The organism is Enterobacter sp. DC1 (assembly GCF_000568075.1).
In the GTDB taxonomy this organism is placed as follows: domain Bacteria; phylum Pseudomonadota; class Gammaproteobacteria; order Enterobacterales; family Enterobacteriaceae; genus Enterobacter; species Enterobacter asburiae.
This window is the reverse complement of the sequence record NZ_AZUA01000003.1, coordinates 499,804-520,927: the sequence shown is the minus strand read 5'-3', so window position 1 is coordinate 520,927 and position 21,124 is coordinate 499,804. Positions and strand designations below refer to the sequence as shown.

Annotated in this window: 22 protein-coding genes; 11 read left to right on the top strand and 11 right to left on the bottom strand. The window is 58.9% G+C overall.

Going from position 1 to position 21,124, the window contains the following annotated elements; genetic code table 11:
• Positions 1-3: 3 nt before the first annotated feature.
• From P346_RS09210 to hycA, 4 genes are all read right to left on the bottom strand, one after another.
• Positions 4-927 (bottom strand): respiratory chain complex I subunit 1 family protein, encoded by a 924-nt coding sequence (locus P346_RS09210; protein ID WP_032660325.1) that lies wholly within the window; start codon positions 925-927, stop codon positions 4-6.
• Between the two features lies 1 nt (position 928).
• The gene (hycC, locus tag P346_RS09215) at positions 929-2,743 is read right to left on the bottom strand and encodes a formate hydrogenlyase subunit 3 (protein ID WP_032660322.1); all 1,815 of its coding nucleotides are present in this window, start codon (positions 2,741-2,743) and stop codon (positions 929-931) included.
• Positions 2,740-3,348, bottom strand: coding sequence for a 4Fe-4S dicluster domain-containing protein (locus P346_RS09220; RefSeq protein WP_032660320.1), 609 nt, complete (start codon positions 3,346-3,348; stop codon positions 2,740-2,742). The genes hycC and P346_RS09220 overlap by 4 nt, the downstream gene beginning before the upstream one ends.
• A 70-nt stretch (positions 3,349-3,418) precedes the next feature.
• Complete coding sequence (hycA, locus tag P346_RS09225; protein WP_029739532.1) at positions 3,419-3,883, bottom strand: formate hydrogenlyase regulator HycA; 465 nt, start codon at positions 3,881-3,883, stop codon at positions 3,419-3,421.
• 211 nt (positions 3,884-4,094) lie between these two features.
• Here hycA and hypA point away from each other — a divergent pair, with 211 nt between their 5' ends.
• From hypA to flhA, 6 genes are all read left to right on the top strand, one after another.
• On the top strand, positions 4,095-4,445 hold the full coding sequence (gene hypA / locus P346_RS09230) for a hydrogenase maturation nickel metallochaperone HypA (RefSeq protein WP_032660317.1): 351 nt from the start codon (positions 4,095-4,097) through the stop codon (positions 4,443-4,445).
• 3 nt (positions 4,446-4,448) lie between these two features.
• Entirely contained in the window at positions 4,449-5,312 is an 864-nt protein-coding gene (hypB, locus tag P346_RS09235; protein WP_032660315.1) for a hydrogenase nickel incorporation protein HypB, read from the top strand.
• The gene (locus tag P346_RS09240) at positions 5,303-5,575 is read left to right on the top strand and encodes a HypC/HybG/HupF family hydrogenase formation chaperone (RefSeq protein ID WP_010434489.1); all 273 of its coding nucleotides are present in this window, start codon (positions 5,303-5,305) and stop codon (positions 5,573-5,575) included. The genes hypB and P346_RS09240 overlap by 10 nt, the downstream gene beginning before the upstream one ends.
• Positions 5,576-5,578: 3 nt before the next feature.
• Positions 5,579-6,700 (top strand): hydrogenase formation protein HypD, encoded by a 1,122-nt coding sequence (hypD, locus tag P346_RS09245; RefSeq protein ID WP_032660313.1) that lies wholly within the window; start codon positions 5,579-5,581, stop codon positions 6,698-6,700.
• Positions 6,697-7,707: a hydrogenase expression/formation protein HypE gene (gene hypE, locus P346_RS09250; protein ID WP_032660310.1), complete on the top strand. Its 1,011-nt coding sequence runs from the start codon at positions 6,697-6,699 to the stop codon at positions 7,705-7,707. The genes hypD and hypE overlap by 4 nt, the downstream gene beginning before the upstream one ends.
• Positions 7,708-7,772: 65 nt before the next feature.
• Positions 7,773-9,845, top strand: a complete 2,073-nt coding sequence (flhA, locus tag P346_RS09255) for a formate hydrogenlyase transcriptional activator FlhA (protein ID WP_032660308.1) — start codon at positions 7,773-7,775, stop codon at positions 9,843-9,845.
• On the opposite strand, the gene P346_RS09260 is transcribed toward flhA, so the two are convergent.
• On the bottom strand, positions 9,842-10,237 hold the full coding sequence (locus P346_RS09260) for a nitrous oxide-stimulated promoter family protein (RefSeq protein ID WP_032660306.1): 396 nt from the start codon (positions 10,235-10,237) through the stop codon (positions 9,842-9,844). The genes flhA and P346_RS09260 overlap by 4 nt on opposite strands.
• 175 nt (positions 10,238-10,412) lie before the next feature.
• On the opposite strand from P346_RS09260, the gene P346_RS09265 reads away from it, so the two are divergent.
• The gene (locus tag P346_RS09265) at positions 10,413-10,643 is read left to right on the top strand and encodes a SymE family type I addiction module toxin (protein ID WP_023308980.1); all 231 of its coding nucleotides are present in this window, start codon (positions 10,413-10,415) and stop codon (positions 10,641-10,643) included.
• Between the two features lie 113 nt (positions 10,644-10,756).
• A complete protein-coding gene (gene mutS, locus P346_RS09270; protein ID WP_032660303.1) occupies positions 10,757-13,318 on the top strand; it encodes a DNA mismatch repair protein MutS in 2,562 nt (853 codons plus the stop codon).
• Positions 13,319-13,456: 138 nt separating this feature from the next.
• Here mutS and P346_RS09275 read toward each other — a convergent pair whose 3' ends face one another.
• The 3 genes from P346_RS09275 to P346_RS09285 are packed head-to-tail and all read right to left on the bottom strand — an operon-like array spanning position 13,457 to position 15,708.
• Positions 13,457-13,678, bottom strand: a complete 222-nt coding sequence (locus P346_RS09275) for a non-oxidative hydroxyarylic acid decarboxylases subunit D (protein WP_003862116.1) — start codon at positions 13,676-13,678, stop codon at positions 13,457-13,459.
• Positions 13,679-13,688: 10 nt separating this feature from the next.
• Positions 13,689-15,116, bottom strand: coding sequence for a non-oxidative hydroxyarylic acid decarboxylases subunit C (locus P346_RS09280; protein ID WP_032660301.1), 1,428 nt, complete (start codon positions 15,114-15,116; stop codon positions 13,689-13,691).
• A complete protein-coding gene (locus P346_RS09285) occupies positions 15,106-15,708 on the bottom strand; it encodes a non-oxidative hydroxyarylic acid decarboxylases subunit B (protein WP_008499595.1) in 603 nt (200 codons plus the stop codon). The genes P346_RS09280 and P346_RS09285 overlap by 11 nt, the downstream gene beginning before the upstream one ends.
• 171 nt (positions 15,709-15,879) lie before the next feature.
• Between P346_RS09285 and P346_RS09290 the strand changes: the two genes are divergently transcribed.
• The gene (locus tag P346_RS09290) at positions 15,880-16,287 is read left to right on the top strand and encodes a MarR family winged helix-turn-helix transcriptional regulator (protein WP_023308984.1); all 408 of its coding nucleotides are present in this window, start codon (positions 15,880-15,882) and stop codon (positions 16,285-16,287) included.
• Here P346_RS09290 and P346_RS09295 read toward each other — a convergent pair.
• On the bottom strand, positions 16,284-17,171 hold the full coding sequence (locus P346_RS09295) for a LysR family transcriptional regulator (protein ID WP_032660298.1): 888 nt from the start codon (positions 17,169-17,171) through the stop codon (positions 16,284-16,286). The genes P346_RS09290 and P346_RS09295 overlap by 4 nt on opposite strands.
• 108 nt (positions 17,172-17,279) lie before the next feature.
• Here P346_RS09295 and P346_RS09300 point away from each other — a divergent pair, with 108 nt between their 5' ends.
• Positions 17,280-18,482, top strand: a complete 1,203-nt coding sequence (locus tag P346_RS09300) for an MFS transporter (protein ID WP_032660296.1) — start codon at positions 17,280-17,282, stop codon at positions 18,480-18,482.
• Positions 18,479-18,856, top strand: coding sequence for a DUF4440 domain-containing protein (locus P346_RS09305; protein WP_032660293.1), 378 nt, complete (start codon positions 18,479-18,481; stop codon positions 18,854-18,856). Before P346_RS09300 ends, P346_RS09305 begins: the two co-directional genes overlap by 4 nt.
• Positions 18,857-18,908: 52 nt before the next feature.
• Here P346_RS09305 and rpoS read toward each other — a convergent pair whose 3' ends face one another.
• On the bottom strand, positions 18,909-19,901 hold the full coding sequence (gene rpoS / locus P346_RS09310) for an RNA polymerase sigma factor RpoS (protein WP_008499600.1): 993 nt from the start codon (positions 19,899-19,901) through the stop codon (positions 18,909-18,911).
• Positions 19,902-19,960: 59 nt separating this feature from the next.
• Positions 19,961-21,085 carry a murein hydrolase activator NlpD gene (nlpD, locus tag P346_RS09315; protein ID WP_029741538.1) on the bottom strand — a complete coding sequence of 375 codons (1,125 nt, stop codon included), beginning with the start codon at positions 21,083-21,085 and terminating at the stop codon, positions 19,961-19,963.
• Positions 21,086-21,124: the final 39 nt, after the last annotated feature.

Here is a 21,124-nt window from a genome sequence, read left to right as displayed (position 1 = left end):
TAATCACGCCACCAGCAAGGAGACGAACGCTAAAAATGCAAAACCAAAACCGGCCCAGGTGATGCGCGACGTTTCCACAAAACGCAGGCGCGCCATGCTGTTTTCAAACAGGGCAATCACCAGCACGCCGACCAGCAGCTTGAGGGCGGCAACCACGACGGCCAGCACCAGGCCGCCCACGGAGAAGTGCGTCATCTGCCCCCATGGGAAGAAGACGCCGACAAACATCTGCAGCACCACCAGCTGTTTGAGGCTGATGCCCCACTTCAGCACCGCAAAGCCGTAGCCGCTGTATTCGGTAAGCGGCCCTTCCTGCAGCTCCTGCTCGGCTTCCGCCAGATCGAACGGCAGTTTGCCCATCTCAATAAACGTGGCGAACGCGCAGGCGCACAGCGCCAGCACCAGCGGGATCGAGCGAGCCACCGGCCAGTGGTAAACGGTGTGGGTGATAAAGCTGATGTGGGTGGAACCCGCCACCTGCGCGGCGACCCACAGCCCCAGCAGCAGGATCGGCTCAACCAGCACGCCGAGCATCGCCTCGCGGCTGGCGCCGATGCCGGTAAACGGGCTCCCGGTGTCCAGGCCCGCAATCGCAAAGAAAAAGCGGGCGATGGCAAAGAGGTAAATAAGCGTGATCAGATCGCCAAGCACGGGCAGCGGCGACGCCACCGTCACAACCGGCAGCGCGGTGGCGATGGTCAGCATGACGCCCACCATCACAAACGGCGTCAGGCGGAAGACCCAGCCTGCGGCATCCGGCGCGACGCTCTGACGGGAGAGCAGTTTAAAGAGATCGCGGTACTCCTGGAGCACCCCAGGCCCGCGACGGTTGTGCATTCGGGCGCGCGCCACGCGCGTGATGCCCGACAGCAGCGGCGCAGCGGCGAACAGCACCAGCGCCTGAAGAATTGCCAGTAACAGACTCATGTCAGGCTCCTCGTGAAATCACAATGACCACCAGCACCGCCAGCTCGATGACCGCCAGACGGCGAAACAGCGCGGGCGCGGCGGCACTCTGCCAACCGGGTACCCAGCCCACCGGGTTCAGCCAGTGGCGCAGCTTCAGCACGGCGGCGAAGTTCTCCTTCACCGGCATGGCGAAACCGTGGGCGGTGATAACCATCGACTGTTCGTGTTCGTAGCCGCAGGCCCACGCCGTACCGCGCGAGCGGGAGGCGAGCCGGTCGCGTTTGAAGAACAGCATCAGGACGAGCGGCAGCAGCGGTGCGCCAATCAGCAGCAGCGCGATCATCGGCTGAGAGACGGTGGTATTCGCCACGGTCAGCGGCAGCGGAATGGCGTTGCCCAGCAGCGGCAGCAGCCACGGCGCGGCGACGCCGCCCGCGATGCAGCACAGCGCCAGCGCGACCACGCTCACGCCCATCAACAACGGCGCGCAGCAGGCGTTTTCAGCTTCGCGGGTGCGCGGCGCGCCGAGGAAAGTGACGCCATAGACTTTCGCCATGCACATCACCGCCAGCGCCCCGGTAATCGCCAGCCCGACAGCCAGCAGCGGGCCGAGCAGGCGCGCGATAAATGCGTCGCTCTGGCCGAGCGCGAAGAAGGACTGATAGATCACCCACTCCCCGGCAAAGCCGTTCAGCGGCGGCAGCGCGGCCATTGCCATCAGACCCACCAGCATGGCGAGTGAAATGACGGGCATCTTTTTGCCAATCCCGCCCAGCTTTTCGATATCCCGATGACCGGTGCGGAACCAGACGCTGCCCGCCCCGAGGAACAGGGTGCTTTTAAACAGGCTGTGGTTGACGAGGTGATACAGACCGCCGATAAACCCGGCGGCAATCAGCGCCGGATGATTGAGCGCAAGCCCGGTCACGCCCGCGCCAATACCGAGCAGGATGATGCCGATATTTTCCAGCGTGTGGTACGCCAGAAGACGCTGGATATTGTGCTCCATCAGCGCGTACAGGCCGCCGACGAATGCGGTAATCATTCCGGCGACCAGCAGCACGACGCCCCACCACAGCGGCGGCTGTCCGCCGGTCAGCGTAATCGCCAGAATCCCGAACAGACCCACTTTCATCACCACCACAGAAAACAGCGCGGCGGCGGGCGCGGAGGCATTCGCATGCGCCTGCGGCACCCAGCCGTGCAGCGGGATGATGCCGGCGAGCAGGCCAAAGCCGAGCACGCCCAGCAGCCAGACGTCGTTCCCCAGCGGATGCCCGTTGAGCGCAGCGAAGTCCAGCGTGCCAAAGCGTTGCCACACCAGCCAGCAGGCCAGCGCCAGCAGCAGCGTCCCGAGGCGTCCCAGCGCAAACCACAGCTTGCCGGAGGCGCTGCAGCCCGTCAGGAACACGCCGCACAGCGCCATGATTTCCGCCATCACCACCAGCGCGCCGAGGTTGCTGGCGATAACGGTGCAGACCGCCGTCGCCATCAGCAGGTTAACCAGCAGGCCGTTAGCCCTGGCGTGCGGATGGCGGTGCCAGTCGATATTGAACAGGCTGATAAACAGCCCGCACAGGCCAAAGGTCACCAGCCAGATGGCGTTCAGCGGCGTGATCTCAACCGTGTGGCGAATCAGCGGCATTACGGTCTCTGCTGACTGGCCGCCGAGCAGGACAACGCCACCTGCAGCCAGCGTCATCAGGCTAGCGGCTGCCCCGCCGATCCCGGCGATCGCGCCGCTGAGGGCTTTATGGAATGAGAAAATCAGCGCCAGAACAGCGGCGCCAGCAAAACAGGCTACCGCGCTGGTAATCATCATCGCCGCGTTCATTTCGCCCCCTCGTTAAGCGCCTGTAGCAGAGAAAGGTCGCCAAAATCACTGTTGATAGTCAGCTCGCGTTTACGCTTGCTGGTACGGGCAATGTCGCGAATGTTAACCAGAATCAAGGCCTTAGTCGGGCAGGTGCGTACGCATGCCGGGCCCTGCTCATCGAAGCTGCACAGGTCGCATTTCACCGCAACGGCACGGATGCCGGGCACACAGTCCAGCAGCGTGCTTACGCGTGCCGGAGCCGGTGGCGCGGGCGGGGCTTTTGGCGAGTTGGCATTCGCCGGAATGTGCAGCGGACGGCTGCCGGAAAATTCAATTGCGCCGAACGGGCAGGCAATGCCGCACAGCTTGCAGCTTACGCACAGGCTTTCGTTCAGTTGGACAGCGCCATCAATGCGGGTGATGGCATTCACAGGGCAGACGCCCGCGCAGGGGGCGTCTTCACAGTGATGGCAGAGCTGCGGGGCAGACTCTTTTTCATTACGCATGACGTGCAGGCGCGGCATGGACTGCAGCCCATGCAGGCGATGCGTTTCCGAACACGCCGCCTCACAGGTTCGACAGCCAATACAGACCGTCGAGTCAGCAATTACAAAACGGTTCACCGGGTTATCCTCTGGTGATAGTCATTTTTGACGAAAAACTGTCTTGTCGACACTTCTCGACACGCAAGGGTCAGGCCACGTTCGCTGAGGCATTTCCGTCCATCAGCTGCTTCAGGTTGACCGGAAGATCGTGTTCAACGGCGGCGTAAAGGCCGTTATAGACCGGCGCGATTTTTTCCAGATAGTGCTCCAGCACCTGCTGGCGATCGCGGTTGCTGACGTGGCCGTCCACCATGCCGTCGGCCATCAGCTGCGCCTTCGCAATACACTGTTTTTCGCCGTCTTTTGTCTCGAGGTGGTACTCAATGGTGTGGCTGTTGAAGTTATCCGCCAGGGTAACGTTGATGGTGAAATGGCCGAACAGGACGAAGCGCATGTCGCCCTGCGCCGCGCAGCTCATCGCGTGGTGAAGACGCGCTTTCGAGAGGGTTATGCCCTGAACCAGAGAGTTGCAGTAGAGGTGCCACTGGTCCTGCAGCTGCTGATGACGCTGCGCGATGTAATCCGCTTTTTCGCTGATTTCCCAAATAGTCATAGAAGGTATCCGTTTAGTGGAGATAGCGGCTGTTAAGCAGATTCCATGCCAGTTTTTATCTTGCTGATTTTAAATAGATTTAATTACAAAACCGCTGTCAGCTTCGCGGTGTCGACGTGTCATTTCGACAGCGTTGACATCGTCACGCCTTAACAAAAATCAAGCTGGCACCGTTATTGCATTCAATGGCGCAATTCATTGAGGAGGCGTCATGCACGAAATCACCCTCTGCCAGCGGGCTCTGGAACTTATCGAACAGCAGGCAGTGCAAAACCACGCGAAGCGCATCACAGGCGTCTGGCTGAAGGTCGGGGCGTTTTCCTGCGTCGAGACCAGCGCCCTGCATTTCTGTTTTGAGCTGGTGTGTCGCGGCACGCTGGCGGAAGGCTGCGAACTCCATATCGAAGAGCAGCAGGCGGAGTGCTGGTGCGAGCAGTGCCAGCAGTACGTCACCCTGCTGTCATCAAAGGTTCAGCGCTGTCCGCAGTGTCAGAGCACCGGTCTTCGCATCGTGGCGGACGACGGCATGCAGATCCAACGCCTCGAAATCGAGAAGGAGTAAAGTATGTGTAGCACCTGCGGTTGCGCCGAAGGCAACCTGTATATAGAAGGGGATGAACACCGTCCCCATTCCGCGTTTCGCTCCGCGCCATTTTCGCCTGCCCCACGCCCTTCTGCGATTCTGACCGGGATCGCTTTCGTCCCGCAGCGCTCCGAGGCGGGCGATCTCCACTACGGCCACGGCGAAGCGGGTACCCACGCGCCGGGCATCAGCCAGCGCCAGATGCTGGAGGTGGAAATCAACGTGCTGGACAAAAATAACCAGATCGCCGCCCGCAACCGCGCGCGCTTTGCCGCCCGCAAACAGCTGGTTCTGAACCTGGTCTCCAGCCCCGGCTCCGGCAAAACCACGCTGTTAACGGAAACGCTCAAACGCCTGAACGGACGCGTCTCCTGCGCGGTGATCGAAGGCGATCAGCAAACCGTTAACGACGCGGCGCGCATTCGCGAAACCGGCACCCCGGCGATTCAGGTTAATACCGGCAAAGGCTGCCACCTGGATGCGCAGATGATTGCCGACGCCGCCCCGCGTCTGCCGCTGGCGGATAACGGCATTCTGTTCATTGAAAACGTCGGCAACCTGGTCTGTCCGGCGAGCTTCGATCTGGGCGAACGCCACAAAGTGGCGGTGCTTTCGGTGACCGAAGGCGAAGACAAACCGCTGAAATACCCGCATATGTTTGCCGCCGCGTCCATCATGCTGCTGAACAAAGTTGACCTGCTGCCGTACCTGAACTTCGATGTGGATAAGTGCCTGGCGTATGCCCGTGAAGTGAATCCGGAGATTGAGATCCTGCTGGTCTCCGCCACGCGCGGTGACGGCATGGACGGCTGGCTACAGTGGCTGGAGAACGAACGATGTGCATAGGCGTCCCCGGACAAATTCACACCATCGACGGTAATCAGGCCAAAGTCGAGGTCTGCGGCATCCTGCGCGACGTAGACCTGACGCTGGTGGGCAGCAGCGATGAAACGGGCGCCTCGCGTCTCGGCCAGTGGGTGCTGGTTCACGTGGGGTTTGCCATGAGCGTGATTAACGAAGCGGAAGCCCGCGACACGCTGGATGCATTGCAAAACATGTTCGACGTGGAGCCGGACGTGGGCGCACTCCTGTACGGCGAGGAGCGTTAGCACATGCGTTACGTTGATGAATATCGCGCGCCGGAGCAGGTGCTGCAGCTTATCAGGCACCTGACAACGCGCGCGGCGCTGCTGAACTACACGAAAGAGAGACCGCTGCGGATCATGGAGGTGTGCGGCGGACACACGCACGCCATCTTCAAATTTGGCCTTGACCAGCTGCTGCCGGAGAACATCGAGTTTATCCACGGCCCCGGCTGCCCGGTGTGCGTGCTGCCGATGGGACGCATCGACAGCTGCATCGAAATTGCCAGCCAGCCCGACGTCATTTTCTGCACCTTTGGCGACGCGATGCGCGTGCCGGGGAAAAACGGCTCGCTGCTGCAGGCGAAAGCGCGCGGAGCCGACATCCGGATCGTCTATTCGCCGATGGATGCCCTGACGCTGGCGGAGGACAACCCCGCGCGCAAGGTGGTGTTTTTTGGCCTGGGATTTGAAACCACCATGCCCGCCACCGCCATCACGCTGCAGCAGGCGAAAGCGCGCGGCGTCGAAAATTTTTTCTTCTTCTGCCAGCACATTACGCTCATTCCCACGCTGCGCAGCCTGCTGGAAGAGCCGGGAAACGGCATTGACGCCTTTCTGGCACCGGGGCATGTCAGCATGGTGATTGGCACAGACGCCTACGGTTTTATCGCTGAACAGTACAATCGTCCGTTAGTGGTCGCTGGTTTCGAACCACTTGATCTACTGCAAGGTGTGACCATGCTGGTTGAGCAGAAAATAGCGGCCCTGAGTGCAGTGGAAAACCAGTACCGCCGCGTGGTGCCGGATGCGGGAAATGAACGGGCGCAGCAGGCGATAGCCGACGTGTTTAGCGTTGAGGGCGACAGCGAGTGGCGTGGTCTGGGGCTGATTGCCGAATCCGGCGTGCACCTGACGTCAGCCTATCGCGCGTTCGACGCCGAAGCGCATTTCCGCCCGCAGCCGCAGCAGGTTTGCGACGATCCCCGGGCCCGCTGCGGCGACGTGCTCACCGGTAAATGCAAACCTCATCAATGCCCGTTATTTGGCAATACCTGTAACCCGCAAACGGCGTTTGGCGCGCTGATGGTCTCCTCCGAAGGGGCGTGTGCCGCGTGGTATCAGTATCGCAACCAGGAGAGTGAAGCATGAATACGGTTGAAATGGCGCACGGCAGCGGCGGGCTGGCGATGCAGCAGCTGATTAACCGGCTGTTTATGGAAGCCTTCAACAACCCCTGGCTCGCCGAACAGGAAGACCAGGCGCGGATTGACCTCGCCAGCCTCACCGCACAGGGCGACAGGCTGGCCTTCTCCACCGACAGCTACGTGATCGATCCGCTGTTCTTCCCCGGAGGGGATATCGGCAAGCTCGCCGTCTGCGGCACGGCCAACGACGTGGCGGTCAGCGGTGCCGTTCCGCGCTACCTCTCCTGCGGGTTTATCCTCGAAGAGGGATTACCAATGGAGACGCTCACGACGGTGGTCAACAGCATGGCGCAGACCGCGCGCGAGGCGGGGATAGCTATCGTCACCGGCGATACCAAAGTGGTGCAGCGCGGCGCGGCCGACAAGCTGTTTATCAACACCGCCGGCATGGGGGCGATCCCCGCCGATATTCACTGGGGCGCGCAGCAGCTTAGCGTGGGCGACGTGCTGATCGTGACCGGAACGCTGGGCTGCCACGGGGCGACCATCCTTAACCTGCGCGAAGGTCTGGGGCTGGACGGGGAACTGCGCAGCGACTGTGCGGTGCTCACCCCGCTGATTCAGACGCTGCGTGCCGTGCCCGGCGTGAAAGCCCTGCGGGACGCTACGCGAGGCGGCGTGAATGCCGTAGTCCATGAGTTTGCGGCAAGCTGCGGGTACGGGATTGAACTCACCGAGCGCAGCCTGCCCGTTAAGCCTGCCGTTCGCGGGCTTTGCGAGCTGCTGGGCCTTGACCCGCTTAACTTCGCAAATGAAGGCAAACTGGTGATTGGCGTTGAACGCGCGGCCGCGGAAGCCGTTCTTGAACAGCTGCGGGCTCATCCGTCAGGGAAAGAGGCGGCGATGATTGGTGAAGTGGTTGAGCGCAAAGGGGTGCGCCTGACCGGGCTTTATGGCGTGAAGCGGACGCTTGATCTGCCGCACGCGGAACCCTTACCCCGTATTTGCTAGAACCGCGCCAAAAGCGGTCAGCACAGAATGTCTCTTTTTTTTGCCAGTTTCTATTGGAAAGCAATATGCCGTATACACCGATGAGCGATCTTGGACAGCAGGGCCTGTTTGACATCACGCGCACACTTTTACAGCAGCCCGACCTCGGTGCGCTGAGCGATGCCCTGACGCGGCTGGTCAGGCAATCGGCGCTGGCGGACAGCGCCGCGATTGTGCTCTGGCATAGCGGAACGCACCGCGCGAGCTACTTCTCGACGCGTGATAATGGCAAAACGTTTGAATACGAAGACGAAACGTATCTGGCGCATGGCCCGGTGCGCCGCATACTCTCCCGGCCTGAAGTGCTGCACTGCAACTTTGCGGAGTTCCGCCAGGCGTGGCCGAAGCTGGCACAGAGCGACCTCTATCAGCCTTTCGGGCATTACTGCATGCTGCCGCTGGCGGCTGAGGGCCAGATTTTTGGCGGCTGCGAGTTTATCCGCACGACCGACCAGCCCTGGAGCGAGGCGGAATACGAGCGCCTTCATACCTTTACCCAGATTGTGGCCGTCGTCGCGGAGCAGATCCAAAGCCGCGTCACCAATAACGTCGATTACGACCTGCTGAGCCGCGAGCGCGACAACTTCCGCATTCTGGTCGCCATCACCAACGCCGTGCTCTCCCGCCTGGACATGGACGAACTGGTCAGCGAAGTTTCGAAAGAGATCCACCACTATTTCAAAATCGACGCCATCAGCATTGCGCTGCGCGGGCATCGCAAGGGCAAGCTGAACATCTACTCCACGCACTATCTCGATGAAGCCAACCCGGCGCACGAGCAGAGCGAGGTGGACGAAGCGGGCACCCTGTCTGAACGGGTCTTCAAAAGCAAAGAGATCCTTCTGCTCAACCTGAACGAGCAGGACCCGGTCGCGCCGTACGAGCGGATGCTGTTTAACACATGGGGCAATAAAATTCAGACCCTGTGCCTGCTGCCGCTGATGTCCGGCAACACCATGCTGGGCGTGCTGAAGCTGGCGCAGTGCGAGGAGGGCGTGTTTACCACCGCCAACCTGAAGCTGCTGCGCCAGATCGCCGAGCGTATTTCCATCGCGCTCGATAACGCCCTCGCCTATCAGGAAATTCATCGCCTGAAAGAGCGGCTGGTGGATGAGAACCTGGCCCTGACCGAACAGCTCAACAACGTGGACAGCGAGTTTGGTGAAATCATCGGGCGCAGCGACGCCATGTACAGCGTGCTCAAGCAGGTTGAGATGGTGGCGCAAAGCGACAGCACGGTGCTGATCCTCGGCGAAACCGGTACGGGTAAAGAGCTGATTGCCCGCGCTATCCATAACCTGAGCAACCGCAACAGCCGACGGATGGTGAAGATGAACTGCGCCGCGATGCCTGCGGGACTGCTGGAAAGCGATCTGTTTGGCCACGAGCGCGGTGCATTCACCGGGGCCAGCAGCCAGCGGCTGGGCCGTTTTGAGCTGGCGGACAAAAGCTCGCTGTTCCTCGACGAAGTGGGCGATATGCCGCTGGAGCTACAGCCGAAACTGCTGCGCGTCCTGCAGGAGCAGGAGTTTGAGCGCCTTGGCAGCAACAAGCTTATCCAGACCGACGTGCGGCTGATTGCGGCCACCAACCGCGACCTGAAAAAAATGGTCGCCGACCGCGAGTTTCGCAGCGACCTTTACTATCGCCTGAACGTCTTCCCGATCTTCCTGCCGCCGCTGCGCGAGCGCCCGGAGGATATCCCCCTGCTGGTCAAAGCCTTTACCGCGAAGATCGCGCGCCGGATGGGGCGAAACATCGACAGTATTCCTGCCGAGACGTTGCGTACCCTTTCATCGATGGAATGGCCCGGCAACGTGCGCGAGCTGGAAAACGTCATCGAACGCGCGGTGCTGCTGACGCGCGGCAATGTGCTGCAACTCTCCCTGCCTGAGGTTACGCTTCCTGACGTAACCGCGCCCGCCGCCGAGACAGCAAAAGAGGGAGAAGATGAATATCAGCTCATTATGCGCGTGCTGAAAGAGACCAACGGCGTGGTCGCCGGGCCAAAAGGTGCCGCCCAGCGCCTGGGGTTAAAACGCACCACCCTGCTGTCGCGCATGAAGCGTCTCGGGATTGATAAAGAGAGCCTGGTTTAATCTGTTTCGCCTGGCGGTAGTTCTCTGATACCGCCTTTGGTGAGGGCCTTTTTTTTCGGACGGTACTTCTCCGGCAGTTCCGGCACGGGACGACGGTCATCCATCAGATGACGAACGGTCAGAACAGGATGACGACATAACATACGCGGGCCTGCCCAGCGCATAACCTGCTTCATCTCTTCACGTCTGGCAGGCTGGTAGCAGTGTACCGGACACTGCTTGCAGGCCGGCTTGTCCTCACCGAAAACGCATTTATCCAGGCGCTTATCGGCATACGCGTTGAGCGCCTGATAATGCCCTTCCTCCTGAGATGCCTGCGGGCACTGCTTTTCATACAACGCGATCATTTTCGCGATGGTCTCTTTTTCTCGTGAGATGCGTTTACCGGACATAGCGGATTACCGAATAATAAAGTGCATCGATAATACACCTTTCAGCACTGAATTTCAGCGGTTGCATTTCGTTTCCTGAAGCCTGATTCCAGTTTTAGCCCTGCATCGGCTAACAATCACTGGTATTTTATACAGGCATCAGAAATGTCCTTTGTCCATGTTGTCTGGAGACCCTATGCAAGAGCTCGCGATCGGCAAACCCTATCGCCATTTAAAAGTGGGATATTTTAGAAAGCGCCATGAAGACCGCAATACCAAGATACCGAAGCGCTACAGCGTGCATGCGGCGCTGAGCTTAAAAGGTGACTGGCTTGAAAAAGCGGGATTTACGACCCATTCCCGAGTCAGGGTGGGCGTCGAGCATGGAAAAATTGTCATCGAATTAATGTCGGAAGATGCCTCGTAAAGCCACGACATTTTTCTGCGCCGGACCTTTTTTTCATGCGACAATAGAAGGAACAAACGGCCCTTGAGCCCATCAAAACGGTTTATTTTCAAAGAAATGGACATCATAACTCCATGAGCACAATCGACAATTTCGACGCCCATACGCCGATGATGCAGCAGTATCTGAAGCTGAAAGCACAGCATCCGGAAATTCTGCTGTTTTACCGTATGGGCGATTTTTACGAGCTGTTTTATGACGATGCTAAGCGTGCATCGCAGCTGCTCGATATCTCGCTGACCAAACGTGGCGCATCGGCAGGCGAACCCATTCCTATGGCAGGTATCCCGCACCACGCGGTAGAAAACTACCTGGCGAAGCTGGTGAATCAGGGCGAGTCCGTTGCCATCTGCGAACAGATCGGCGATCCGGCGACCTCAAAAGGCCCGGTGGAACGCAAAGTCGTGCGCATCGTCACGCCTGGCACCATCAGTGACGAAGCCCTGTTACAGGAGCGCCAGGATAACCTGCTGGCAGCGCTGTGGCAGGACGGTAAAGGGTTTGGCTACGCGACGCTGGATATCAGCTCCGGACGTTTTCGCCTGAGTGAACCTGCTGACCGTGAAACGATGGCCGCCGAACTGCAGCGCACCAACCCGGCAGAATTGCTCTATGCCGAAGATTTCGCCGAAATGGCGCTGATTGAAGGTCGTCGCGGGCTGCGTCGTCGTCCGCTGTGGGAATTCGAAATTGATACCGCGCGCCAGCAGCTGAATCTGCAGTTTGGCACCCGCGATCTGATTGGCTTTGGCGTTGAAAACGCACCGCGCGGACTGTGTGCGGCAGGTTGCCTCCTGCAGTACGTGAAAGATACCCAGCGCACCGCCCTGCCGCATATCCGCTCTATCACCATGGAGCGCCAGCAGGACAGCATCATCATGGATGCCGCCACGCGCCGTAACCTGGAGATCACGCAGAACCTGGCGGGTGGCGTAGAAAATACGCTCGCGTCGGTCCTTGACAGTACGGTTACGCCAATGGGCAGCCGCATGCTGAAACGCTGGCTGCATATGCCGATCCGCAATACCGAGACGCTGGTTTGCCGTCAGCAGACGATTGCCGCGCTGCAGGATCGCTATACCGAGCTGCAGCCGGTTCTGCGCCAGGTGGGCGATCTGGAGCGTATCCTTGCGCGTCTGGCACTACGAACAGCGCGACCACGCGACCTCGCGCGGATGCGTCATGCTTTCCAGCAGCTGCCGGAACTGCGCGCGCAGCTGAGTGACGTTGACAGCGCGCCGGTACAGAAACTCCGCGAAACCATGGGCGAATTTACCGAGCTTCGCGAACTGCTGGAGCGCGCTATTATCGATGCGCCTCCGGTTCTGGTGCGTGATGGCGGCGTGATTGCCCCAGGCTACAACGAAGAGCTGGACGAATGGCGCGCGCTGGCCGACGGTGCGACGGACTACCTCGACAAGCTGGAAATCCGCGAGCGCGAGCGTCTTGGGCTCGACACCCTGAAAGTGGGGTATAACGCGGTACACGGTTACTATATTCAGATCAGCCGCGGGCAGAGCCACCTGGCGCCGATTCACTACGTGCGCCGCCAGACGTTGAAAAACGCCGAACGCTACATCATTCCTGAACTGAAAGAGTACGAAGACAAAGTCCTCACCTCGAAAGGTAAAGCGCTGGCGCTGGAAAAACAGCTGTATGACGAGCTGTTCGACATGCTGATGCCGCACCTGGGTGACCTGCAGCAGAGCGCCAGCGCGCTGGCGGAGCTGGACGTGCTGGTCAATCTGGCAGAACGCGCTGAAACGCTGAACTACACCTGCCCGACCTTTACCGATAAGCCAGGTATTCGCATCACTGAAGGCCGTCACCCGGTGGTAGAGCAGGTGCTGAATGAACCGTTCATCGCCAACCCGCTGAGCCTGTCACCGCATAGAAGAATGCTGATCATTACCGGTCCGAACATGGGCGGTAAGAGTACCTATATGCGTCAAACGGCGCTGATCGCGCTGCTCGCGTATATCGGCAGCTACGTGCCGGCGCAAAACGTGGAGATTGGCCCTATCGACCGCATCTTTACCCGCGTTGGGGCAGCGGACGATCTGGCGAGCGGACGCTCAACCTTCATGGTCGAGATGACCGAAACGGCAAACATTCTGCATAACGCGACGGAGCACAGCCTGGTGCTGATGGACGAAGTCGGACGCGGAACGTCAACCTATGATGGTCTGTCCCTGGCATGGGCCTGTGCGGAAAGCCTTGCGAATAAAATCAAGGCCATGACGCTTTTTGCCACCCATTATTTCGAACTGACGCAGCTGCCGGAGAAAATGGAAGGGGTTGCGAACGTTCATCTGGATGCGCTGGAGCACGGCGATACCATTGCCTTCATGCACACGGTGCAGGATGGCGCGGCGAGCAAGAGCTATGGCCTGGCCGTCGCGGCGCTGGCAGGTGTGCCGAAGGACGTGATCAAGCGCGCGCGTCAGAAACTGCGTGAACTGGAAAGCCTGTCACCGAATGCGGCGGCGACGCAGATTGATGGCACCCAGATGTCGCTGCTGGTGCCTGCGGAAGAGACGTCCCCAGCGGTGGAAGCACTGGAGAACCTCGACCCGGATTCACTGACGCCGCGTCAGGCGCTGGAGTGGATTTATCGGTTGAAGAGTCTGGTTTAGTTTTCTGCGGTCTGTTTTGTCGGGTGGCGGCTTCGCCTTACCCGACCTACAAAACCGTAGGCCCGGTAAGCGCAGCGCCGCCGGGCAAAAGACCGCACAATATTATCGCCCGGTAAGCGCAGCGCCACCGGGCTTTTTTTACAGCAGCGGCGGGATTGTCGGCACCTGCGGCGCCTCGTCAATATCCTTCTGCGTCATGCGGAACGCTTCCGGGTAATGCTCGCGGCTGGTACGACGCAGCGGTTCGGTATCGCGCCAGGTATACAAACAATGCTGGCACTGGTAAACGGTCCAGACCCCTTTTACCGGCGACGTCGCCATCACTTCAATATGCTCATCGGCACAACGTGGACAAATCATCTTTTCCTCCTTATTGGCGTGCTGCCAGCATCGCGGTCAGTTTTTCGGCCCAGGCTTTGGTTTCAGGCAGATCCTGTACCGGCTGGCTGTAGTGGCCCCGGGTGTCCGGCGCGACAGGCGTGGTGGCATCGATAATCAGCTTGTCGGTAATGCCCGCCGGGCTGGAACCAGGGTCAAGCTCAAGGACAGACATGTTCGGCAGCTGCACCAGATCGCCTGCCGGGTTCACTTTCGACGACAGCGCCCACATCACCTGCGGAAGGTTGAACGGATCGACATCCTCATCCACCATGATTACCATCTTCACGTAGCCCAGACCGTGCGGCGTGGTCATGGCACGTAAACCGACCGCGCGGGCAAAACCGCCGTAGCGTTTTTTGGTGGAGATAATCGCCAGCAGACCGTGGGTGTACATCGCGTTCACCGCCTGCACTTCCGGGAATTCTGCTTTCAGCTGCTGGTAGAGCGGCACGCAGGTAGCCGGTCCCATCAGATAGTCAATCTCGGTCCACGGCATGCCGAGGTAAAGGGATTCGAATATCGGTTTGGTGCGGTATGAGACTTTGTCGATACGGACCACCGTCATGTTACGGCCACCGGAATAGTGTCCGGTAAACTCGCCGAACGGCCCCTCGATTTCACGCTTGCGGCCCTCAATCACCCCTTCCAGGATCACTTCAGAACCCCAGGGCACATCGAAGCCGGTCAGCGGCGCGGTGGCAATCGGGTACGGGCTTTCACGCAGCGCGCCGGCCATTTCATACTCGGACTGATCGTACTTCAGCGGCGTGGCGCCCATCAGGGTGATGATCGGGTCGTTGCCCAGCGTAATCGCAATCGGCAGGTCTTCACCACGCTCTTCCGCCTTGTGCAGATGCAGGGCGATATCGTGCATCGGAACCGGCTGGAGGCCGAGCTTGCGCTTGCCCTTCACTTCCATACGGTAGATCCCGACGTTCTGCTTGCCGAAGTTGTCCGGGTCGAGCGGATCGCGCGAGACTACGCACGCTTTATCGAGATAAAAACCGCCGTCACCGTCGTTCAGGCGAAACAGCGGCAGAATATCGAACAGGTTAATGTCCTCTCCGTCGACCGTATTCTGCGCCCAGGCCGGGTTGGCGCGGCGCTCCGGTGTGACGGGGAATTTATCCCAGCGACGGATAAATTCGTCGATCTGTTTTTTTACCGGAGTGTTCGCAGGCAGCCCCATCGAAATGGCGTGGTTCTGCCAGGAGCCGATGGTGTTCATCACCACGCGGGCATCGGTAAAGCCACGAATGTTGTCGAACCACAGCGCGGGCGCGCCGTCGCCAATGCGGCCGGTCGCGTTGGCCGCCGCCGCGAGATCGGGCTCGGCGTTAACCTGCTCCTCAATTTTCAGCAGTTGCCCTTGCTCATCGAGCGCCTGCAGGAAGCTTCTCAAATCATCAAATGCCATCTTTATTCTCCTGTGAAAAATGTTTCGCCTCCCGCAGCCCGTTCCAGCGGCGCGCCTTTTTATGCTCCAGGCCGAACTGATCGAGCACGCGGGTCACGATGTGCTGGGTAATGTCATCGGCGGTTTGCGGGTGGTTGTAATACGCAGGCATGGGCGGCACCATCGCCACGCCCATGCGGGAAAGGGCAAGCATGTTCTCAAGATGAATGGTGCTGAGCGGCGTTTCACGGGGCACCAGCACCAGCTTGCGCCCCTCTTTCAGCACAACGTCCGCCGCGCGTCCCACCAGCCCTTCGGCGTAGCCCGCGCGGATACCCGCCAGCGTTTTCATGCTGCAGGGAATGACGATCATGCCGTCGGTGCGAAACGAGCCGGAGGAGATGGTGGCGGCCTGGTCAGCCGGACTGTGGACAACGTCAGCCAAAGCAGCAACGTCCTGCGCGGTGTAGGGCGTTTCCAGCTCAATGGTGGTTTTTGCCCACTTCGACATCACCAGATGGGTTTCCACCTCCGGCATTTCCCGCAGCGCCTGCAGCAGCGCCACGCCCAGCGGCGCACCCGTTGCTCCCGTCATTCCTACTATCAATCTCATTCATCACCTCAATTATTTGTTCGTACACGAACATTATAAATAAACTACTCCAGGATTGTTTTACTGACAAGATCGTTCGCATACGATCACACGAATGGCTAAAAGATGCCGCGTTAAAATTGAGAGCAATAGCGGCTATCATAGGGGGAGATTTTTTCCGTCGGAGTGTTCATGGAACTAAGACAAGAGGCGTTCCACCTGTTACGTCAGCTTTTTCAACAGCATACCGCACAGTGGCAACATGCCTTACCGGAACTGACCAAGCCACAGTATGCGGTGATGCGCTCTATTGCCGAGCATCCGGGTATTGAACAGGTGGCACTGACCGAAGTGGCGGTCAGTACGAAAGCGACCCTGGCGGAGATGCTCAGCCGCATGGAGGCGCGCGGGCTGGTCAAACGCGAGCACGATCCGGCCGATAAGCGCCGCCGGTTTGTCTTCCTTACGCCGGAAGGTGAAGCCCTGCTTGCTGGCTGTAAACCGGTTGGCAACGAGGTGGATGAGGCGTTTTTAGGACGTCTTAACAAGGCCGAGCGCGAGCAGTTCTCCGCGCTCATCAAAAAGATGATGCACGATTAATTCACGCTGGCACGCATAAAATCGATAAAGGTGCGCACCTTCGCTGACACATGCCGGGCATCAGGATAAACCGCATAGATGCCCTGCTGCGCAAAGGTATATCCCGGTAAAACCGGGACCAGTTTTCCCGCATCAAGCGCATCGCGCGCCAGCCATTCCGGCAGTAACGCCACGCCTCCGCCTGCGAGCGCAAAAGCCATAAGGGCCTGAGCGCTGTCGGCAAACAGGCGCGGCGCTTTTTTTATCTCCAGCGTTTCAGGCGCACCGCTGGCATCCTTCACCTGCCAGCGCAGCGGTGAGGCCAGACGCTCGTGAATAATCCAGTCGGCGTGGGCCAGCTGCGCAAGCGTTTCGATCGGATGGTTAACCAGCCACCCGGGCGTCGCGACGGGGAGAATGGAGAAGTACGAAATAAGCGCGGCGTGGTTGCGCGAATCGGCAAGCGTTCCCAGCCGGATGGCCACGTCAAAGCGCTCCGAGATAAGGTCGGCGTGCAGGGACGACGAAACGTGCCGCACGCGAAGATCCGGGTGCTGCTGGCTAAACCTGGCCAGCAGCGGCACCACCACCTGTGAGCCATACTCGGGCGTAGTCGTGATCCGCAGTTCGCCAGTAAGCCCCGCATGATTCGCGCGGACATCATCCTGCAGCCGTTCCGCATCCTTCAGAAGCGCCACGCTGCGCTGATGAAAAAGCGCGCCCGCCTCGGTTAACGTCAGGCGGCGGGTGGAGCGCAGCAGCAGCGTAACGCCCAGCTCATCTTCAAGCTGGCGAATATTGAAGCTGACGACGGCTTTTGTCAGCCCCATCGCCTCGGCTGCAGCAGTGAAGCTGCCGGTATCGGCCACCGCGACAAACATCTGCGCCCGCTGCAGGTTAATCATCATCACGCCCTGTACTGTCAAAATTTTTTTGACAGTATATCGCGCTTTGTCAGGTTTATCCGTGCTTCCGGGGTCGATACGATACGCCACCTCACCGGAGGATCCACCATGACGTATCGCAGCAAAGTCGCCGCTGTTTATCTGCTGGGCTTTTTTCTTGATTTGATCAATATGTTCATTGCCAGCGTCGCGTTCCCGGCAATGGCTCATGCCTTTAACACCACGCCTTCAGCCCTTGCCTGGGTCAGTAACGGGTACATTGCCGGCCTGACGCTGGTGATCCCGTTCAGCAGCGTGCTCACGCGCCGCATCGGGCCAAAGCGCGTCATCCTGCTCTCGCTTTTTCTGTTCAGCGCAGCCTCCGCAGCGGCGGGCCTGTCTGCAACGCTTGAAGGTCTGATTGCCTGGCGAGTACTCCAGGGCGTGGGAGGAGGCTTACTGATCCCCGTCGGACAGGCGCTGACCTGGCAACAGTTTAAGCCTCACGAGCGTGCCCGACTCTCCTCGGCGGTGATGATGGTCGCGCTGCTTGCCCCGGCCTGCTCCCCGGCTATCGGGGGACTGCTGGTGCAGACGCTAAGCTGGCGATGGATATTTTTCGCCACGCTACCGGTCGCTGTCGTGACCTTTGTTTTAGCCTGCCTGTGGCTTAAACACGAAATGCCCGCGATGAAAGCGGCCAGACTGTTAAACCTGTCGTTGCTCGCGGACCCGCTTTTGCGTTTTTCCATGCTTGTCTATATCTGCGTACCCGGCATGTTTATTGGGGTGAACGTCACGGGCATGTTTTATCTTCAGCACGTGGCGCACATGAGCCCAGCCGCAACGGGGATGCTCATGCTGCCGTGGTCCGTAGCATCGTTTATCGCCATCACGGCAACGGGACGCTATTTTAACCGTATCGGCCCCCGACCGCTGATCGTCATCGGCTGCCTGCTGCAGGCGACGGGTATTCTGCTTTTGATTAACGTCGCTTCGGCTACGCTGCTACCTGCCGCTGCGTTTACCTTAATGGGCGCGGGGGGAAGCCTGTGCAGCAGTACGGCTCAGAGCAGCGCTTTTCTGACGACGCGCCGGGAAGAGATGCCGGATGCCAGCGCGCTGTGGAATCTTAATCGTCAGCTGAGCTTTTTTGCCGGTGCCCTGCTGCTGGCGCAGGCGCTGAACCTGGCGCAGGCCTGGCTGCCACCGCTAGCCGCCTGGCACGGGATGTTTATTTTTGCCGCAGGCATGACCTTGCTGCCTGTACCGTACGTTTTTCGTCTTAACAATACGCAGGTGCTCACCCAGCTGCGACAGGAGAATTCATGACGCCTTTCGAACACGACATTATCGACCTCCACATTGCGCTCGAAGACTGGTTAGGCAAAGGTGAAGGTGATTCCGACGCCCTGCTCGCCCGCTTCAGCCCAGATTTCCTGATGATCCCACCGGGCGGCGTTCATATCGACTATGCCGGTCTGGTCAGTTTTCTGGAAAAACAGCGCGGAAGCCGTCCCGGACTGAAGATCGTCATTGACGAATTATCCACGATCGAGCGCTGGGATCGTGGCGCGGTGCTGCACTACCGGGAGACGCAAACCCGGCCGGACCTGCCTGACAACGTGCGCTGGTCAACCGCGGTGCTCAATCAGGAAGGCGATCGGATAGTGTGGCGCCTGCTGCACGAAACGGCTAAGCCGTAGCGCAAAAGAAAAAGGCCCGTCTCACGACGGGCCTTTTTTGACGAAAGGTTGCTTATTCGCGGAACAGCGCTTCGATGTTCAGACCTTGCCCCTGCAGGATTTCACGCAGGCGGCGCAGACCTTCAACCTGAATCTGACGAACACGTTCACGGGTCAGGCCAATTTCACGGCCGACGTCTTCCAGTGTCGCAGCTTCATACCCCAGTAAACCGAAACGACGTGCCAGCACTTCACGCTGTTTGGCGTTCAGCTCGAACAGCCATTTGACGATGCTCTGCTTCATGTCATCGTCCTGCGTGGTGTCTTCCGGACCGTTGTCTTTTTCATCGGCCAGGATGTCCAGCAGCGCTTTTTCGGAGTCGCCACCCAGCGGGGTGTCAACGGAGGTAATGCGCTCGTTGAGACGCAGCATACGGCTTACGTCATCAACCGGTTTATCGAGTTGTTCGGCAATTTCTTCTGCGCTTGGCTCGTGGTCCAGTTTATGGGACAACTCGCGCGCGGTGCGCAGATAAACGTTCAACTCTTTGACGATGTGAATCGGCAGGCGGATCGTACGGGTCTGGTTCATGATAGCCCGTTCGATTGTCTGACGAATCCACCAGGTCGCGTAGGTTGAGAAACGGAACCCGCGTTCCGGGTCAAACTTCTCAACTGCGCGGATGAGACCTAAGTTGCCCTCTTCAATCAGATCCAGCAGAGCCAGACCACGATTGCCGTAACGGCGGGCAATTTTCACGACCAGTCGCAGGTTACTTTCAATCATGCGACGACGCGAGGCGACATCACCACGCAAAGCACGACGTGCGAAATAGACTTCTTCTTCGGCCGTTAGCAGTGGGGAGTAACCAATCTCCCCAAGGTAAAGCTGAGTCGCGTCCAGTACACGCTGTGTGGCGCCCTGCGATAACAGCTCTTCTTCAGCCAAATCGTTATCACTGGGTTCCTCTTCTACTAAGGCTTTTTCGTCAAAAGCCTCTACTCCGTTCTCATCAAATTCCGCGTCTTCATTTAAATCATGAACTTTCAGCGTATTCTGACTCATAAGGTGGCTCCTACCCGTGATCCCTGAACGAGACACCCTGGCTGGCATGCCCCGTCAAATTATCGCTGCGGCAAATACTGCAGCGGGTTTACGGATTTCCCCTTGTAACGAATTTCAAAATGCAAGCGTGTAGAACTGGTTCCGGTGCTACCCATGGTAGCGATTTTTTGCCCCGCCTTAACTTCTTGTTGTTCCCGGACCAGCATTGTGTCGTTATGGGCGTAGGCACTCAGGTAATCATCGTTATGTTTGATGATAATAAGATTACCGTAACCGCGCAGAGCGTTACCGGCATACACAACGCGCCCGTCTGCGGTCGCGATGATAGCCTGTCCTTTACTCCCTGCGATATCGATCCCTTTATTTCCCCCCTCGGAGGAAGAGAAGTTCTCGATAACCTTGCCGTCAGTTGGCCAGCGCCATGCAGAAATTGGCGAACTGGAGGTCATACTGCTGGCAGTCGGTTCAGTAGAGCTAACCACAGGTGCCGTTACCGGTGCTGTGACAACAGTCGCAGTCCCTTTATTATTCGGCAACATTTTGTTAGCAGTCTGATCACCTGAATCCTCAGAATACGTAATTACAGGTTGTGAAGCAACCACCGTGGTGGATTTTTGTGCAGGCTTAACGCTGTTATTTTGAGCCGTCACATCGGCCGCTGAAACGGTGTTGCCAGGCGTAAGCGGCGTGCCCGTTGCGTTACCGACCTGGAGCGTTTGCCCCACTTCCAGACCGTACGGGGCCTGGACGTTATTGCGCTGCGCGAGGTCACGGAAATCGTTCCCGGTGATCCACGCAATGTAGAACAGCGTATCGCCGCGTTTCACGGTATAGGTGCTGCCACCGGTATAGCTGCCTTTCGGAATGTTCCCATACTGACGGTTATAGACTATGCGGCCATTTTGGGTCTGAACAGGCTGTTCCACTGGCTGAATCTGTGTCGGCTGCGTCATTGGACGTTGAACCGGCTGAATTGGCGGATTTTGTTGCGCCGTAGAGGTACCCATTTTAGGCGGAGGTGTGATCAACATTCCGCTGGACGTGTTACCCGAGCCGCTGTTTCCGCCAACAGAACTGACGGGCGCAGGCGCGTTGTTAGAACTTGTACAGCCTGCCAGCCAGAGCGAAACCAGTGATAATGCCGCAACACGGCTGATGGTGAATTTAGGGCTTCCCGCGCTCATTTATCCCCCAGGAATGTGTTAACTACCAGTGACTTAAAA